Source organism: Caldanaerovirga acetigignens (assembly GCF_900142995.1).
In the GTDB taxonomy this organism is placed as follows: domain Bacteria; phylum Bacillota; class Thermosediminibacteria; order Thermosediminibacterales; family Thermosediminibacteraceae; genus Fervidicola; species Fervidicola acetigignens.
Genome location: NZ_FRCR01000004.1, coordinates 1 through 15673 on the forward strand (window position 1 = coordinate 1; position 15673 = coordinate 15673).

Below are 15673 nucleotides of genomic sequence, written 5' to 3' on the forward strand. Positions count from 1 at the left end.
TTTACCGGGTTGAATGAGTCCACGTCTTTTCGGGGCGATATTTCGTATTTTACCCTGTCTTCCGAAATGTGAGCGGGTAGCGGCCGCATGACGAGTATGCCGTGGACTTTTTCATCTTCGTTCAGTTGGTGGAGCTTTTTTACGAATTCTTCTTCCGGGGTGTTTTCGGGCATCTGTACTACGCTGGTTTCTATGCCGATCTCCGCACATCTTTTTTGGGCTCCTTTTACATACGACACCGAGTCGGGCCTTTCCCCTACTATCACTATGGCAAGGCCGGGGGTAACACCGCCTGCCTTTAATACCTCTACCTCACTTATTAGTTTTTGTTTTAATGCATCCGCCACTTCTTTTCCGCTTAAGATATCTGCCATTTGTCATGCCTCCAACTTTCATTTAAATTTTGAGACTCAATCACCCAAAATCTCTTTTACTTTTGCATAAACGTCATCGGCAATCGTCAAAGCTTCACCACAGATTCTTTCCATCACATCCCTAGTGCTTCTGACAAATCCTTCATCCTTGATGCCGTTTAGATTTATAATTACGTTCATCCTGCTGCTTAATAATGCAGCCTTGAGGCACAATACACCGACGCCAACGTCGCTGATGGCAAGTCTGTTTCCTATATCCGCCAGCTTTCTGTGGAGTTTTATGGCTTCATATAAAAGTTCCATGATTTTAATCGGCACCTTGCACGCTTCCTTTAATGCCTGCTCCATCGCCTCATTTCTTTTTGCCTTCTCCTCTTCGGTATTTTTCGGCATTTTATATACACCGGCAACCTTACCGAAAACCTTAGCATCCTCATCCACCAGGTCCAGCAATTCGGCTTGAAGGCTCCTGGCCTTCTCGAGTATCTTGATTATCTCTGCTTCCACATCTTTATACTTTTCTTTTCCCACGGTGAGGTTTCCAACCATACTGCCTAGTGCAACACCTATGGCACCAACTAAGGCAGCTGCACCCCCTCCTCCCGGGACAGGCTCTTTGGAGGAGAGCAATTCAATAAATTCGCGAACACTTTTTTCTTTTATCACTCGTTACCCTCCCAATCGCTTTTTTCCACCGCTTTTTTTATAGCAGCCAGATTTATACGGGCTGCCAGGTGCATCACCGAATCACCTATTTCCATGTCTATTTTGCTACTTGCAAGGCATGCATAACAGTGCCACAGCTTATTTGCTACTTCTACAGCTTCCTCTTTTTTCACTCCGATAAGACCGGCTGCTACATGATAAGTAGCTCCGCAGGGGGCCGAAGACTCAACCAAAACATCCTCAATAATTCCGCGATGATTCACCTTAATCTCAAATTGAGGCCTTCCAAGCCTAAAGGCTTTCAGAAATTCGTCTATAAAGGCTTGACCGCTTTTTTCCAGAGCACAGAAAGGGCGGGGGAAAACGCACTCGATACCGTATGTCATACAAAGTTTTTTTATCTTTTTTTCGAAATGTGAATCGAACCATGCAGGATTTTCTTTAGGAGCTATAAGGGCCCGGCAACCTCTAGTCGCTGCTTTTTTAATAAGCTCTTCCATTAAGTCCGGATGAAGTCCGGCTGCTATGAGAACATTGTGCTGTGGAATTTTTGAAGGTATGTAGTTCTCCGGATTATCCACGATTTGCGGCAAAACTGCTGGAAAAACGATAATTCCGGTTATATACTGAGAATAATCGAGATCATACCTTTTTCTGTACTCAAGACATTTCTTGTCTGCTATACCCTTTCCCCTTTTGTAATCTGTCAGATGTGATATCAGTCTGCGGTGAACATATTCACCGCCAAATCTAACCTCAAAAGGACCCGGGATAGAAAGTTCGTCATCACCTGAAGCTAGCAAGATTTTAAATTTTCCCTTCATTTTTCCCCGCCCTCTTTTCTTTATTAGAAAAGCCCGCTTATTCTGCCGTTTGAATCCACGTCTATGTTCTCCGCGGCCGGCCTCTTTGGCAATCCCGGCATCGTCATTATTTCACCGGTCAGGGCCACGGCAAACCCGGCACCAGCGGATATCCGCACATTTCTCACGGTTATCCTAAAGCCCGTGGGCCTTCCCAATAACGCCGGGTTGTCGCTCAATGAATACTGGGTCTTTGCTATGCACACCGGCACGTCCCTGAACCCGAGCTTTTCTATGGTCTCTATCTCTTTCTTCGCGGCAGCGGTAAAGTCCACTCCGTCGGCCCCGTATATTTCCTTCGCTATGGTCTCGATTTTCTCGGCTATGCCCATCTCCAGCGGATACAGGGGCTTGTAGTTGTTTTTCCCTTCTTCTATGAGCCTGAGCACTTCTTCGGCCAGGCCAATTCCGCCTTCGCCGCCCTTTGCCCATACTTCCGAGATTACCGCTTTTACTCCCTTCTCTTTGCATTCTTCTTTTATAAGATTGAGTTCCGCTTCGGTATCGCTGGGGAAGCGGTTTACGGCTACTACCGCCGGAAGGCCGAATTTTTGCGTTATGTTTTCTATGTGTTTCATCAGGTTGGGTATGCCTTTTTTCAGAGCTTCCAGGTTTTCTTCACTTAGCTTTTCTTTCGGTACCCCTCCATTGTATTTCAACGCCCGGACTGAGGCCACGATTACTACGGCGTTGGGCTTTATGCCCGCTACCCGGCATTTTATGTCCAGAAATTTCTCTGCTCCCAGGTCCGCTCCGAATCCGGCTTCGGTTACTACGTAGTCCGCCAGTTTCATGGCCATCTTCGTGGCGACTACACTGTTGCAGCCGTGGGCTATGTTGGCAAAGGGCCCTCCGTGTACAAAGGCTGGAGTGCCTTCTAACGTCTGCACCAGGTTGGGCTTAAATGCATCTTTCAGCAGTGCCGCCATCGCTCCCTGGGCCTTGAGGTCGCCGGCGGTTACGGGCCTTCCGTCATAGGTATAGGCCACCACTATCCGGGAAAGGCGGTTTTTGAGGTCTTCCAGGTCCGTCGCCAGGCAGAATACCGCCATAACTTCTGAGGCTACCGTTATGTCAAAGCCGTCTTCCCTGGGAACTCCGTTGGCTTTACCTCCAAGGCCGTCGACTATGAACCTCAGTTGCCTGTCGTTCATATCCATGCAGCGCCTCCAAACTACGCGCCGCGGGTCAATGCCAAGTTCGTTGCCCTGGTATATGTGGTTGTCCACCATGGCCGCCAGCAAGTTGTTGGCCGCTCCTATGGCGTGAATGTCTCCGGTAAAGTGCAGGTTTATGTCTTCCATGGGCACTACCTGAGCGTAACCGCCGCCGGCCGCTCCGCCTTTTACGCCAAAGACCGGGCCAAGAGAGGGCTCCCTTAAAGCTATGGCCGCATTTTTGCCGAGCCTTCTCAAGGCATCCCCTAGGCCTACCGTCGTGGTGGTCTTTCCTTCACCGGCGGGCGTGGGGTTTATGGCGGTCACCAGAATCAGTTTGGCATCGGGTCTGTCTCCAAGGCGTTTTAATAAATTGTAATCTACCTTCGCTTTATATTTGCCGTAGTATTCGATGTCGTCCTCGGAAAGCCCGAGTTTTGCAGCAATGTCCCTTATGTGCTCTAGTTTTGCCTCCTGGGCTATTTCTATGTCGCTTTTGAAAGCCATTTACACCCCGTCCTTTCTGTGGAATCTTTTTAATTGATTTTTTGCGGAACCAGGCCGATATTAAACCTTTTCATAATTAGCCTGGCAAAAATGGTGTATATTAGAATATTAACAGCTTGAACGATACAAGAACTTGTCATCTTGTAGACCAGCGGTATACCGAAGAGCTTGTAGAGAAAATAGGGCACGAGTAACACCGAGGTTATTATCTGTCCGGTAGCTATCGCTATGGCAAGTTGCCAGATGTTCGGTTGTTTGCTGTCAAAAAGTCTTATCATAAAACCAGGTATCATGCCGGTCAATGCAGCGGTAAAAGTAAAATGAGGCATATACGGTCCCATCGGGTTTATCCAGTAGCCCACCAAATCGCCGATGGCTCCTACAATTCCTCCCGCTGCCGGGCCCATCGTAATCCCGGCCATGATGACGGGAAATCCTCCGAATCCTATTCTTATTGCTTCCACCGTACCGAGCGCTATCCTTATGCTGGCAATTCGGGTAAGTATTATGTTCAGCACCACGAACATCGCCATGTAGGTAATTTTCTTTGTGCTAATTTTCATAAAATTGGTGTCCTCCTCAAAAATTGGCTCTTGATATTAGAGAATATTTTCCATTACAAAGCTGGTAATCATATTCTTTATGACGGCAATCTTGTCTCTTGTTTGCTTGCTGGCATAGAAGGGAGAGATGCCTTCCCTATCTGCTTTTTCTACTGTAACATCGTAGCTCAATATTCCCAGCAGATTTTTTGCTTCCACGTTGTTTTTTATAAAATTTTCATCATCCCGGTCTTTTACCTTATTTCCCACAACGATGACCTTATTTACACCTATCTCGGCTGCAAGTTTCCTTATAGAATAATAGGTGTTTATGCTCTTTAAAGAAGGTTCTACTACAACTATGAAAGCATCAACACAATCCGCCGTGGCTCTTCCTAAATGTTCTATACCAGCTTCCATATCCACTATCAGCACATCTTTGCTATCAAGAAGCAAATGCCGCATTATGGCCCGCAAAAAGGTGTGTTCCGGGCAAGCACAACCTGAGCCGCCCTTTTTTATTCCGCCCATTACCAAGAGCCGGACGCCCTCGTGTTCAATGCAAAATCTCTCAGGTATGTCTTCGACCTTTGGATTGAGCGTAAACATCTGGCCCACAAGACCGGGTTGGGCTCCTGTCCTTTCTGCTATGAGGTCTCTCATCTCAGAAAGAGGTGCGATTTTCCTTTGCTTATCCTCAGGAAATCCCAGGGTGGCTGCAAGGTTAGCATCCGGATCTGCATCTACAGCCATCACCCTGTAACCTTCCGCTGCATACAATTTAGCGAGGACTGCGGCAAGGGTGGTTTTACCAACCCCGCCCTTGCCGGTAATAGCTATTTTCATACCTTTAACCTCCATTTAAATCCCCAGTTGCTTACGCTTATTTTCGATATGAACTGCAATTTTTTCGGCAGCTTTGACCGGGTCTTTTTCTATTTCAAACCTGCCACCTAAGACGCTTTCCAGGTCTTTTGTCAGATAGTTTGTTACATTTTCCGAACCGGTGACAGCGGGAGATACACCCAATACTACGTATATACCTGAGGCTACAGCATAAAGACCTATAGATTGAGCCTTCTCAGACATCCATTCAGGCGCCGCAGCAGCTACCGGCAAATCGCTGATGTCCACGCCCATGTAATTGGCCACTTCAGAAAGTAGCACCAGAATACGGCTTATGTCCACACAGGACCCAAGATGGAGCACGGGAGGTATGTCAAGCAGTTCGCAAACGGTAGCAAGCCCTTTTCCGCAGTATTTTCGGGCATCTTTGCTCATTAGCCCCGCCTTTATACAGGAATGCGCACCGCACCCTGTCGTCACAACGAGTATGTCGCGCCTTAAAAGCTCCTTTGCAAGAGTAACGTGGCACGAGTTGTGCGGCTGCTTATGGTTGTTGCAGCCAACTATCGCTACCGCACCCCTTAGCACGCCCGATTTTATAGCGTCAACGAGGGGTTTTACGGTCCCGGAAGGATGGGCGAAGGAATTTGTAACCCGGTCGAGGATTTTGATTATGGCTTCGAAACTATAACCTATCTCCCCTTCGCTTTTTACATCGGGTATATAAATTTCTCCCTTCCTGTTTTTGAAGTTCATTACCGCTTCTTTTACTATCCTTTTTGCTATATCCAGACCTTTTTGTTCGTCGAATTCTATATGAATTGCTCCAGGAACTTTTGCCTTGGGAGAAGTAGTAATAAGCTTCGTATGGTAGCATTTTGCTACTGTGGCAAGGGAAGGCATTATGCATTGAACGTCAACTATCATAGCCTCAACGGCGCCGGTCACAATAGCCAGTTCCTGCTGGAAGAAATCGCCTGCCATCGGAATTCCATGCCTCATGGCTATCTCGTTGCCCGTGCAGCACATACCCACTACGTTTATGCCTTCTGCTCCCTGTTTTTTCGCAAGTTCCAAAAGTTCCGAGTCTTTTGCCGCCATTACGATAGCCTCAGACAGAGTGGGCTCGTGACCGTGTACCACTATATTTACGCATTCCTTCTTCAAGACGCCGAGATTGGCCTCCACCTTCCGGGGCGCAGGGGTGCCAAAAAGCACGTCGCTCAGCTCAGTGCCTATCATAGAGCCTCCCCATCCGTCGCTCAAGGCCGCCCTTATCGCCTGCCTGATTATGTTCCTGTAGTCGGCATCGCATCCCATATGGGTGGAGTGCAAAACCTCTACAATTTCTCTATCTATGGCCTCCGGGGCCACCCCTAATTCATCCCATAAATTTTGCCTTTTATGCGGCGCTCTCTTTAAAAATAGTAATTTGCCGAATATTTTACCGAATTCCGATAGAGCTTTTTCCGCCACTTCTCTGGCAATACGCGAAGCATCCTTGCCCTCTACCTTAATGCCCCACTCGCCGGCTATTTTAAAAAGCTTTTCCTCATCTTTTACAGAGCTTTTACCGGTCGCATGATAAAGGGCCAGGGCAATATCCCTTCCATGGTCCGAATGGGCTGCGGAACCGGCAGCGACCGCCCTAGCAAAGTTTCGCGATACAATCGTGTCCTCGGTCGCTCCGCATATACCCGCTTTAGGTCCATCGTCCGAAACTTTTACAATACGACACGGCCCCATGGAGCAATTGGTACAGCATAGTCCCATCTCGCCAAAGCCGCACTGGGGCTGCATAGCAAGGGCGCGGTCCCATACCGTATCTATTCGCTCCTTTTTAGCCTTATCGTATAACTTTTTTGTCGCCGCATCGCAGGTGAATAATTCACAGTTTATCATGACAATACCTCCTTAAATAGCCTTTATCTTTAGTGCTCTTGTGGGGCAGGCCTTTGCACACAAAGGTTCATCTTGTTCGCTGCAGCGGTCGCAAATAGTTGGATAACTGCTCAAAACGATAGCTCCAAAGGGGCAGGCCTCCCGACACAGACCGCATAGGGTGCATGTAAGATAATTTATTTTGATAGTTCCGGTTTTACTTCTGCTAAGTGCACCGACAGGACAGACTTCAACACATTTCGGTTTACTACAGAGGGCACATTGTTCTGCATTGAGTTTACCGTTTTTTACTTTTATTCTAATACGGGAAACTTTTTTCTCTTTTATAGCTCCAACCAAACTTTTGGTCTTTGAATGTGCCGCAGCACAAGCAAGTTCACAAGTCTTGCAGCCCAGACATTTATCCCTTTCGAAAAGGATTTTCACCATTATTTATCTCTCCTCACGTATATGTTTGTTAATATTTTCACAACTTCCGATTTTAGAATACTACTTCGTTAAATATTTGTCAATACCTAGTGAAAAAATATCTTTTTATCAAAATATGCCGTATGCAGGAGCTCGTGCGACTTTTCCGACAGGGGACCGCCCAAGAATTCTGTATATAAAGCTTTTATAATAGGGTTATCCACCGCTGCAATTTGAGGCAGGCCGAGTTCATAGTAGTATATGGCTTTTTCCCTTTTTTTCAGCACCATTTTTCTCAAAGACCTCTTTGGAATCCGCGGCTGTCCTCCTCCACCAATACACCCGTCCGGGCAGGCCATCACCTCTATAAAATGATAGTCTGAAAAACCCCTTCTTATATCTTCCAGGAGCGGCATAGCATTTTTGATGCCGCCTACCACCGCAACTTTTATCTTCCTGTTTTCAATTCCTATTACTGCTTCTCTGACGCCCTCCGCTCCCATAGCCGGCTCAAAAGTTATGTTTTTCAAGGGTTTTCCTGTGAGTTTTTTCACGAGAGTCCTTAGTGCCGCTTCCATTACACCCCCGCTTGTCCCAAAGAGAACGCCTGCTCCGGTGTACACTCCGAACGGGACATCGAAATTCTCTTCCGGCAAGTCTGTAAATTCGATTTGCTTTTCCTTTATCAACTGCGCCAGCTCCCTTGTTGTCAATACCGCATCCACATCATTATATCCATCTTTATTCATTTCAGGTCTTTTAGCCTCATATTTTTTGGCTGTACACGGCATGGCCGAAAGCAGAAAAATTTTGTCTTTATCTATACCTTCTCTTTCTGCCATATAAGCCTTTACCAGGGCTCCAAACATTTGCTGTGGCGATTTGCATGAAGATAAAAGGGAAAGGAGCTCAGGATAGTTTTTTTCCATATAAAGCACCCACGCCGGACAGCACGAAGTGAACATGGGAAAAGGTCCGCCTCTTTCCAGCCTTTCCAAGAATTCATGCCCCTCTTCCATGGCAGTCAGGTCCGCAGCAAAGCAAGTATCATACACCCTGTCAAAACCCAGCTTTCTTAAGACCGAAGCCATTTTTCCAGGGACAATACTACCCGCTTCCATACCGAATTCCTCCCCCAGGCTTACTCTCAAAGCTGGAGCGCACTGCGCGATTTTAACTACGCTATCATCCTCAAGGACCTCTTTTACCCTTTCAAGCTCCGACACGTCGCTAGCAGCGCCTGTAGGGCAGGTGACTACGCACTGGCCACAGTTGATACACCGACGTTCGTCAATCTCATGCGGTATCAAAGGCTCTCCAAAGCATGCACCTGTCCCACAAACCTGCGAACACAAAGTACAGCCTTTGCAAAGCTCCTTATTTATCTCAACTATCGCCATTTTCTTCACTCCTAGTGAAAATATTTACCGCACAAAATTTTAACTGCGGTGTCTTGGCTACCGGGTCCAGTGCATCTATTGTAAGGTAATTGGCCGCAGCTTCCGCAAAGTGGAAGGGCACAAACACAACACCCTGCTTTATCTTTCCGGTCACTCTTGCAGGAAGTTTTATCTTTCCCCTTCTCGATTTTACGTAAACTTCGTCGCCGTCGGATATTCCCAGCTTTTGCGCATCAGCAGGATTTATTTCAACAAAAGGCCCAGGACATTTTTTGTTGAGAAAATCTATTTTTCGGGTCATAGTACCTGTGTGGTAATGAAAAAGTACTCGTCCTGTAGTAAGGACAAGGGGATATTTTTCATCGGTCCTTTCAGCGGGTGGCGTATAATCCACAGGAATGAATTTACCTTTCCCCCTTGCAAAAGAACCTTTGTGAAGATAAGGTGTTCCCGGATGGTCTTTATGAGGACATGGCACCTGAATGCCCGGTCCTTCCAACCTGTCGTAGGATATTCCTCCGTAGGAAGGAGTAAAGCTTGCGATTTCATCCATTATTTCTGAAGGGTCCGCGTAAGTCATGGGATAACCCATGCGGGCGGCAAGTTCTGATATAATCTGCCAGTCAGGCTTGGAATTCCATAAAGGCTCAATGGCTTTTCGCAGCCTCTGAACTCTGCGATCGGTTCCGGTGAAAGTTCCGTCCTTTTCGGCAAAGGAGCAAGCCGGCAGCACCACATCGGCAAATCTTGCGGTTTCCGTAAAGAATATGTCTTGAACCACAAGAAATTCGAGGTTTCGCAGGGTTTTTTCTACATGCGAAAGATGGGCTTCGCTCACCACAGGATTTTCGCCTATTATGTACATGGCCTTAATAATGCCTTTTTCTGCAGCTTCAAACATTTCCGGCACAGTCAATCCCGGAATTTCTGGGATTTCAACACCCCAGGCCCTGGAAAATTTTTCGCGAACTCTTGGATCTTTTACTTTCTGGTAACCGGATAAAACGTCGGGAAGGGCCCCCATGTCGCAGGCTCCCTGGACGTTATTCTGGCCTCTTAGTGGGCAAAGACCAGCACCGGGTTTTCCTACATTGCCGGTGAGCAATACCAAATTCGACAAAGCAATTACGTTGTCGGTACTGCAGTTGTGCTGTGTTATACCCATACAGTAAAGGATCATTGCCCTCTCAGCACCGGCGTAAATGCGGGCAGCCCGCCGGATATCCTCGGCTTTTACTCCCGTAATTCTTTCTGCCCTTTCCGGCGTCCACTGAAGGATGTTTTGTCTTAACTGTTCGAAACCTTCTGTTCGCTCTTTAATGAATTCTTCATTGATAAGGCCGTCATTTATTATCACATTCATCATGGCATTTATCAAAGCCGCATCGGTTCCCGGCAAAAGGCAAAGGTGGACATAGGCCCTCTCTGCAAGGTGTGTTTTCCTGGGATCCGCCACTATCAATTTTGCTCCTTTTTTTATGGCCTCAACTATCCGCGAGCCTATCAAAGGATGCTGCTCTGTTGTATTTGAGCCTATCACGAATAAAACCTGGGTTTGTGTTATTTCGTCTATCGAATTTGTCATCGCTCCCGCACCCATCGTTTGGGCCAGACCGGCCACTGTCGGGGCGTGTCACAACCGAGCACAATGGTCTATGTTGTTCGTAGCCAAAACAGCTCTCGAGAATTTCGAGATAAGGTAATTCTCTTCAGATGTGGCTCTAGCTGAACTTAAAACTCCAAAGGCTGAGCCGCCGTATTTTTCCTTTATATTATGGAATTTTTCAGCGACCATTCCAAGGGCTTCATCCCAAGTGGCCTCTTTAAAACTTCTGTTTTCTCTAATAAGTGGCATCTTCAGCCTTTCAGGAGAATGTACAAACTCATGGGCCAGCATGCCTTTGATACAAAGCGTACCTTTGTTTATTGAATCATTTACAGCCGGGGAAGTTCGAACAATTTTTCCATTTTTCACGTGAAGGATTATCGAACAACCACACCCGCAGTATGGACAAATCGTTTTAACATACTTTGTCAACGCTATCCCACCTTTCGAAATCTTCTTCCTTCCAATTTATTGCTCTAAGCGGGCAGGCTTTCAAGCAAAGCAAGCATTCCATACAGCTTTCTTCTATGACCTCATAAATCTCTTTCACCCCATAATGTTTTTCTTCAATTGCATTAAAAGGGCATAGATGGAAACATGTCCCGCATCCAATGCATTCATTCTTATCTATTACTAGCAACCTATAACCCCCTTTTGTTAAATATTTCACAATTATATTTTACTAATTTGTTATTTTTTTGTCAATTTTGCTTGTTTAACTTACGGAGGCATTCTATAACGCCTAAGCAAATAAAAATGCCGGAGGGCGATTCTCCGGCATTTTATATCTACATCCTTCGGGATTCCAATTTTACTTTATCTTTATGTTTGCCGTACAGTATCTTTGCAGTGCCGTTGTTTATAGCTTCCTTGACGCTGCTTTTTGCAGCAAAGGCGTCTACCGCTTTCGCACCTTCCTCCTTCGAAATCAACGCTCCCGGACCTCCAACGCACCCGCCGACGCAGGCCATTCCTTCCACGAAATTCGAATCAAGAGTACCTTTTTCTATAGCATCGAGTATTCTTTTGCATTCTTTTATTCCGTCACCCTGGCAGGCCTTCACTTCCATGTCGGGCCTCATAGATTTTACGCTGGATATAATGGCCGACGTAACACCCCCTGTGTGGGCATATATTCTTCCGTCGTGCGATGCATCAATTATAGGCATTCTTACGCTTATTTCCGCCAGGTTTATTTTATAACCTTCGAATATCGCGAAAAGTTCCTCGAACGTCAGGACGCAGTCCACCGCATCCTTGAGTTCCGGCAATTTTGCCTCGGTCTTTTTTGCTATGCACGGACCAATAAACACGACTTTTGCGTCTTTATCTTCGGCCTTGATAAACCGGGCTATGGCTACCATGGGCGAAACCGAATCGGATACCATGCCTTCTATTTTACCCCGGTAACTTTTGGCCAGCCTCACAAAAGGCGGACAGCAGCAGGACGTTATCATAAATTCGTCTCCTCTGTCCATGCGCCGGATGAACTCCTCGGCTTCCTTCACTGTTATCATATCTGCGCCTAGGGCAACTTCGATGACATCGTAAAACCCCAGCATGAGTAAGCCCGACTTCACCTGCTCCTCACTTACTTCCGGTCCAAACTGCCCGGCAAAAGCTGGTGCCAGCACGGCATAGACCCTTGGATTTTTCTTAATCAAATTGATGGTCTGAGCTATCTCCGTTTTGTCGGCAATGGCACCTTCAGGACAGGCTATTATGCAAAGTCCGCAGGATATACATTTTTCCAGGTCTATAGCTGGGCTTTTATCGTCTTTTACCTCTATAGCTTTCGGCTCGCACGCAATTTTGCATCCGCAATCCTGGCCGTATCTGGTGCAAGCCTTTTCTATAACCGAAATAAACGGAAAATCTACTACTTCGGGGATCGCACCTTTTTCAAAAGTCCCAAGCGCCGCCCGAACTCGGGCCTCTGCTTCTTCCCGGCTTAATTTGTCCCCAATCGATTCCATAACCGCCGCATATACGTCCTGCAGGTTGTCCAGCTTTCGTGCATGTTCAGCTATTAGCTTATAGATTTCCCGTCTTAGTTTTTTTACGCTTTCTTTCAAATCCTTACCACTCCCCTAACTCATACTTTTAAAAAAACAAGCCGGCGGGGCATTACCGGCTTTCTCAATTCATTTTTCATTATTTAAAAAAACAAGATAATGCCAGCCGTATTCCGGAATCAGAAATCTAAATACCTTTTCTCCGGCTTCCATCGCCTCTAGAAGTTCCTTCTTGACGTAAACTTTTATATCGCCGTCGACCGTAAACACTTCAAAGTTTTCTTCATTTTCAGGCTTCCCCACCAGACCTGATGGGGCATAAAAAGCATTTCATCAGCCGTGAACGCCAAGCCTTTTTTCGATATACATTACTTTTCCTCGTTCCCTCACGTAATTTTTAGCCCAAGGGGATAAATCGGCTTTCACCTTTATTTTTCCCTCCGGAAAAAAATTTAAAAGAGGAGGGGATTTAACATCCCCCACTCATAAAATGAATTACATTAATTACGTCACCATCTTTTATTTTATGAGTGGAATAACTATCCACCGGAATTACCTTTCCGTTGACTATAACCGTAATCATGGGATGGGAGTACTTTTTTATTCTCAATACATCTTCAACCGTCATTCCATCTGTAAAATCCAAATCTTCGTTGTTGACTTTTATCACTTAGCTCCCCTCCTCTTTTTGCTTGTACTTCTTTTTACACCTGGTATTTGGCTATTAATTCCACCACATCGGGGAAATCTATTCCGAGTTTTTTTGCGGTTTCAAGGGTCGGAACTCCGTTTTTGTTCCAGCCCCTGCGCTTATAAACCGCATCCATAAGCTTTTCGAATTGGCTTTCCCTGTATTGCCTGAGCATAGTCATCTTTTCTTCCTTGGCCTTGCCTTCAATATCGTATCCTAACTCTTTCAGCTGTTTATCGTACCTTTCCGCTCTTGATTCGTATTCTTCCTTTGTCGCAGGTCCTAAAAGCCTAAACGGCGGCATGTCGTATTCCCGAGTTCCCTTGCCCATTTTGAGGTTAAAAATCCTCTGGAAATTAAATACCCTCTCAGACTGCAGCAAAAGTTCTTCTTTCGTTATGTTTTTGCCCGTCACTCCGTTGAAAAGGTCTACGTAGTTTTGGACATGGGCCGGAATCTTATGCGGCTCATCGGTCATCGCGTTGTCGGCAGGCACAATGTCGTTCCACGGAAGTTTGCACAATCCCTGGAGGCTGAACCAGGTGCGGAAAATCGGGAAGTAATGGAGAGCTTCCGCTTTATCTTCGAAGGTGGGTATTTGCTTGTTAACCATATCCATGAAAATTAGCCACGCTTCATCGTGCTGCGGTCCTTTGTTGGCGAATGCATAACCTCCCTGCTGGGCCAGGGATTCCTTGCTTACGTACATGGACACTTCAAGGCCTTTTATTTCCATGCTTATATCCCGCAGCAATTTTGGATCAGCACCTGTTTTTTCAAGGATATATTCCCGAAGGTTCTTTACTCCCTGCCCGGCTATTTTTCCGAACCCCTCTCCTCTTGCCATCTGGTGTAAAAGCTCCAACGCCGCATCGGCATTTCCGAATTTGAGCTCAAGTCCCCCAGTAATTTCTTTATTTATTATGCCTCTCTCATAGCATTCCATAGCAAAGCCGACAATGTTCCCAAAGGAAATGGTATCAAGCCCGTAAGTATCGCAGTAAAAGTTTGCCTCTATAACGTATTCCGGGTCAAATATCCCGCAATTTGCGGCAACCGCAGCGATGGTCTCGTATTCCGCTGCATCTACGCACACCTTTTGCCCTTTGTAAGGGCCTGTTTTTACCTCATAATTGTCCACCGCTTTTGCACACGAAAGCGAACAACCATACCAGCAGTTATCGGGCACATTTTGAGTAAAGTATTTTTCTCTAAAGACTTTGGATGTTATTTTATCAGCATCCGGATGGGAACCGTACTGGAAATTCATTACAGGTAGTAAATCATAATCATTCATAACTTCAACCAGGTTAGCCGTCCCCACTTCCCTCATCCTGTTTTGCAGCTTATCGAGCTCAAAAATTTCTTTATGAAGCCTTAACGCCGCATTGATGATCTTTTCCTTATCGGCAGGATTGTTTGAATCGCCAGTCACTCCTTTGTACTTCACAACGACGGCCTTTATCTTCTTGTCCCTGAAGACCGTTCCTGACCCGCCTCTTCCGGCTTGTTTTACCCTGACGGCCCTTCTTTTGACGTCATAGAAGGATACGTTGAGCATACCAATCAGAGTGTTCTCCGCCCCTTTGCCGGACGAAACAACGGAAATGTTCCTTTTGTCTTCTTCGGAATCCGCATACCTTTCCGTTAATTTTTCCGCTAAAAGGTGGGTATCGGCAGGTTCATCGGAAGCATCTTCTATAACTACTTTTCCTCTGTTTCCATCGATGAATACAATTACGTCCCTGTCCGATTTTCCTTGAATCTCCAGAGCATCCCATCCAGAGAATTTCAGAAGTGGCGCAAAATAGCCGCCTACATTGTTATCCATCGGACATCCGGTGAGAGGTGAAAGGGTCACTACTGCCGCTTTCCCCGAACCCGGGTACTGGGTAATTCCGCAAATAGGGCCCCCGGCAATTATTATTTCATTTTCCGGATCATTCCATTTCGTGTCACTAGAGACGGCATTCCATAAGTACCAAAGGCCAAATCCCCTTCCTCCTACAAAAATTTCTTTCATCTTTTCCGTGACAGGCTTTTCCTTAATCGTCATCTCCGATAAATTGATATACAAGGTCTTTCCGGCATATCCTTTTTCCACTTTTGCAGGAGTATATTCGTAAGTCGCCAATATTTTGCCCGCCATTTTCCCATACCCCCTTACTCTTGAAATTAATCTTGCTCCTCAAAATAAATTGCTCCCGTGGGACAGGCCCTCACGCAGGCACCGCAGGCTATGCATTTTATGGGCTCGTTTATGTCTTTGTGGACGAACATCGCCTGCTCGGGACAAAATCCCACGCACATATAACATCCTACGCACTTTTCCGCATCGATTCTCACCGCACCATTTTTTGCTTTGTAAATTGCCTCGACGCTGCAAATCGATATGCATTTCCCGCAGTGGTTGCAAACGAAGATATCGTAACCGCTTTCCGCTCCTGACCTTTCTTTTATCCTGATTGCCGATTTATCTGGGTCCTCAACTTTGTAAAGAACTTTAGAGCACGCTATCATACATGCCCTGCACCCGGTACAAAGGTCCGGTCTGGACTTGACTATTTTCATACAATTTCCTCCTTCCTATTTAGTCTACTTAGTAGCCCAGTACAAAAATTTTTAAATACCCTATCTATTAATATTATACTACACTTATCTGATTTTTCCTTTTTTAATTTACATACAATAAAAAA

16 protein-coding genes are annotated in these 15673 nt (G+C 46.1%); all 16 read right to left on the reverse strand.

The window, feature by feature from the left end; translation table 11 throughout:
* Positions 1 to 374, reverse strand: a 374-nt coding sequence (locus BUB66_RS03825; protein ID WP_280144537.1) for a tetrahydrofolate dehydrogenase/cyclohydrolase catalytic domain-containing protein, incomplete at its 3' end; no start/stop codon positions are given.
* A 36-nt stretch (positions 375 to 410) separates the two neighbouring features.
* Positions 411 to 1040: a cyclodeaminase/cyclohydrolase family protein gene (locus BUB66_RS03830; RefSeq protein WP_073254949.1), complete on the reverse strand. Its 630-nt coding sequence runs from the start codon at positions 1038 to 1040 to the stop codon at positions 411 to 413.
* Positions 1037 to 1864, reverse strand: a complete 828-nt coding sequence (locus tag BUB66_RS03835; RefSeq protein ID WP_073254952.1) for a DUF166 domain-containing protein — start codon at positions 1862 to 1864, stop codon at positions 1037 to 1039. Before BUB66_RS03835 ends, BUB66_RS03830 begins: the two co-directional genes overlap by 4 nt.
* A gap of 23 nt (positions 1865 to 1887) precedes the next feature.
* A complete protein-coding gene (locus BUB66_RS03840) occupies positions 1888 to 3567 on the reverse strand; it encodes a formate--tetrahydrofolate ligase (protein WP_073254955.1) in 1680 nt (559 codons plus the stop codon).
* Positions 3568 to 3596: 29 nt separating this feature from the next.
* A complete protein-coding gene (locus tag BUB66_RS03845) occupies positions 3597 to 4130 on the reverse strand; it encodes a folate family ECF transporter S component (RefSeq protein ID WP_073254958.1) in 534 nt (177 codons plus the stop codon).
* A 36-nt stretch (positions 4131 to 4166) separates the two neighbouring features.
* On the reverse strand, positions 4167 to 4955 hold the full coding sequence (locus BUB66_RS03850; RefSeq protein ID WP_073254961.1) for an ATP-binding protein: 789 nt from the start codon (positions 4953 to 4955) through the stop codon (positions 4167 to 4169).
* Between the two features lie 15 nt (positions 4956 to 4970).
* On the reverse strand, positions 4971 to 6857 hold the full coding sequence (gene cooS / locus BUB66_RS03855; protein WP_073254965.1) for an anaerobic carbon-monoxide dehydrogenase catalytic subunit: 1887 nt from the start codon (positions 6855 to 6857) through the stop codon (positions 4971 to 4973).
* Between the two features lie 12 nt (positions 6858 to 6869).
* Complete coding sequence (locus BUB66_RS03860; RefSeq protein ID WP_073254968.1) at positions 6870 to 7286, reverse strand: 4Fe-4S binding protein; 417 nt, start codon at positions 7284 to 7286, stop codon at positions 6870 to 6872.
* A gap of 86 nt (positions 7287 to 7372) precedes the next feature.
* Positions 7373 to 8665: a [FeFe] hydrogenase, group A gene (locus tag BUB66_RS03865; RefSeq protein ID WP_073254971.1), complete on the reverse strand. Its 1293-nt coding sequence runs from the start codon at positions 8663 to 8665 to the stop codon at positions 7373 to 7375.
* Entirely contained in the window at positions 8652 to 10703 is a 2052-nt protein-coding gene (gene fdhF, locus BUB66_RS03870; RefSeq protein ID WP_084098731.1) for a formate dehydrogenase subunit alpha, read from the reverse strand. Before fdhF ends, BUB66_RS03865 begins: the two co-directional genes overlap by 14 nt.
* The gene (locus BUB66_RS03875; RefSeq protein ID WP_073254974.1) at positions 10687 to 10911 is read right to left on the reverse strand and encodes a 4Fe-4S binding protein; all 225 of its coding nucleotides are present in this window, start codon (positions 10909 to 10911) and stop codon (positions 10687 to 10689) included. Before BUB66_RS03875 ends, fdhF begins: the two co-directional genes overlap by 17 nt.
* A 148-nt stretch (positions 10912 to 11059) precedes the next feature.
* Positions 11060 to 12346, reverse strand: coding sequence for a [Fe-Fe] hydrogenase large subunit C-terminal domain-containing protein (locus tag BUB66_RS03880; protein ID WP_073254977.1), 1287 nt, complete (start codon positions 12344 to 12346; stop codon positions 11060 to 11062).
* Between the two features lie 69 nt (positions 12347 to 12415).
* Positions 12416 to 12589 (reverse strand): hypothetical protein, encoded by a 174-nt coding sequence (locus tag BUB66_RS12125; RefSeq protein ID WP_159431497.1) that lies wholly within the window; start codon positions 12587 to 12589, stop codon positions 12416 to 12418.
* A gap of 166 nt (positions 12590 to 12755) precedes the next feature.
* The gene (gene thiS / locus BUB66_RS03885; RefSeq protein WP_073254980.1) at positions 12756 to 12956 is read right to left on the reverse strand and encodes a sulfur carrier protein ThiS; all 201 of its coding nucleotides are present in this window, start codon (positions 12954 to 12956) and stop codon (positions 12756 to 12758) included.
* 34 nt (positions 12957 to 12990) lie between these two features.
* On the reverse strand, positions 12991 to 15126 hold the full coding sequence (locus BUB66_RS03890) for an aldehyde ferredoxin oxidoreductase family protein (protein WP_073254983.1): 2136 nt from the start codon (positions 15124 to 15126) through the stop codon (positions 12991 to 12993).
* A 26-nt stretch (positions 15127 to 15152) separates the two neighbouring features.
* Positions 15153 to 15548: a 4Fe-4S binding protein gene (locus tag BUB66_RS03895; protein ID WP_073254986.1), complete on the reverse strand. Its 396-nt coding sequence runs from the start codon at positions 15546 to 15548 to the stop codon at positions 15153 to 15155.
* Between the last annotated feature and the right edge of the window lie 125 nt (positions 15549 to 15673).

Bases quoted from the DNA above. Each gene is read 5' to 3' on its own strand.
- BUB66_RS03860 (WP_073254968.1), bottom strand. From the start codon at position 7,286: ATGGTGAAAATCCTTTTCGAAAGGGATAAATGTCTGGGCTGCAAGACT.
- BUB66_RS03895 (WP_073254986.1), bottom strand. From the start codon at position 15,548: ATGAAAATAGTCAAGTCCAGACCGGACCTTTGTACCGGGTGCAGGGCA.
- BUB66_RS03890 (WP_073254983.1), bottom strand. From the start codon at position 15,126: ATGGCGGGCAAAATATTGGCGACTTACGAATATACTCCTGCAAAAGTG.
- BUB66_RS03840 (WP_073254955.1), bottom strand. From the start codon at position 3,567: ATGGCTTTCAAAAGCGACATAGAAATAGCCCAGGAGGCAAAACTAGAG.
- BUB66_RS03835 (WP_073254952.1), bottom strand. From the start codon at position 1,864: ATGAAGGGAAAATTTAAAATCTTGCTAGCTTCAGGTGATGACGAACTT.
- BUB66_RS03850 (WP_073254961.1), bottom strand. From the start codon at position 4,955: ATGAAAATAGCTATTACCGGCAAGGGCGGGGTTGGTAAAACCACCCTT.
- BUB66_RS03865 (WP_073254971.1), bottom strand. From the start codon at position 8,665: ATGGCGATAGTTGAGATAAATAAGGAGCTTTGCAAAGGCTGTACTTTG.
- cooS (WP_073254965.1), bottom strand. From the start codon at position 6,857: ATGATAAACTGTGAATTATTCACCTGCGATGCGGCGACAAAAAAGTTA.
- BUB66_RS03845 (WP_073254958.1), bottom strand. From the start codon at position 4,130: ATGAAAATTAGCACAAAGAAAATTACCTACATGGCGATGTTCGTGGTG.